This is a genomic window from Mycobacterium gastri (genome assembly GCF_002102175.1).
GTDB classification, from domain to species: Bacteria; Actinomycetota; Actinomycetes; order Mycobacteriales; family Mycobacteriaceae; genus Mycobacterium; species Mycobacterium gastri.
This window is the reverse complement of sequence record NZ_LQOX01000036.1, coordinates 1-1444: the sequence shown is the minus strand read 5'-3', so window position 1 is coordinate 1444 and position 1444 is coordinate 1. Positions and strand designations below refer to the sequence as shown.

General features: G+C 63.4%; 1 protein-coding gene. It reads left to right on the top strand.

Going from position 1 to position 1444, the window contains the following annotated elements; all coding sequences use genetic code 11:
- Positions 1-1054: beta strand repeat-containing protein (locus tag AWC07_RS02665; protein ID WP_425271212.1), on the top strand; the 1054-nt coding region annotated here is incomplete at its 5' end.
- Positions 1055-1444 lie beyond the last annotated feature (390 nt).

The window sequence follows — 1444 nt, the reverse complement described above, 5'->3', positions numbered from 1 at the left end:
TGGCAGCGTCAATGTGGTGACGGCGGCCACCGCGGTTTTTGATGGGAATCAGGCGATTTCGGCCAGTGCTGATGGTGGCACCAATGTGGCGACGGCGGCCACGGTAGTGGGTAATGCCAACAATGGGGTTGAGGCCAGCGCGGATGGCAGCATCAACATCGCGACGGCGGCCACGGTGGTGGGGGATGGCAATGGTGGGGTTGTGGCCAGTGCGCAGGGGGTGCGCAATATTGCCACGGCGGCCACGGTGGTGGGCAATGACAATGTGGTTGATGCGGCGAGTGCGATCGCGGTGGGGGAGACCAATGTGGCGACGGCGGCCACGGTGGTGGGTGATGCCAATAGTGGGGTGGCGGCCAGTGCCGATGGCCGCATCAATGTGGCCACGGCGGCGACGGTGGTGGGCGACAACAATAGTGGGGTTACGGCGGATGCGGATGGCAGCGTCAATGTGGTGACGGCGGCCACCGCGGTTTTTGATGGGAATCAGGCGATTTCGGCTTCTGCCACCGGTGACACCAATGTGGCGACGGCGGCCACGGTAGTGGGCAACGCCAACAATGGGGTTGAGGCCAGCGCGGATGGCAGCATCAACATCGCGACGGCGGCCACGGTGGTGGGGGATGGCAATGCTGGGGTCGCTGCTAGCGCCGTCGGCGACAACGACTTTGTCACCGCCGCCACCGTCGTGGGCGCCGGCAACAATGGGATCGTAACCGACGCCGTAGGAGGCAACATCGGCAACGCCGCTGTGGTCGTCGGCGGCGGTAACAGCGACGTCCATGCGCAAAGAGGCCACTTCAACGCGGCAATCATAGTGGGAAATGACAGCACCGCTTTCGCCGGCGGTGAAACGGGCGACGAAGGCAATCGCGACCTCGCGATCGTCGTTGCCAACAACGCCCAGGCTCGCGCCTTCAATGGCAATAACGACATCGCAATCGCCAGGGCAGACGGGGCATCGGCGGTCGCAGGTCCCGGCGACAACATCGTTGACATCCAGCCGTCGTTATTTGCGTTGTTACTGGGGGCTTTGCTCGGGATATTTTCCTAGCCGATCTCCACCGGCGCACGCCGGGTAACGATGCACGCCAGTAATGCTCACCAGCCCGCGTGTGCGGTGAGGCGGCCAAAACGCGCGCAGTAAGCCGGAAGCCATCGCCAAATTACCCTGGCGATTCCCAATTGCGGTTGCGTCGGGAGCGGGAAGTCGTGATCACTGATGCCCTCGAGCACACATCTCGACCAGCTTCCCGGCCAACCGGCACGTCATTGCCCGCGCGCTGCGCGCCGCCGGCGCGCTCTGGAGTTGGCGCCCAGTGCACAAATCCACACCACATGCGAACCGAGCAAATAAGAGCACGTTATTGTCGACCGCCACCGTGATGGGACCGGTTTGAGCAGGGTTTAGCCACGGTCATGGGACCACCCGTTTGCCAGTGAT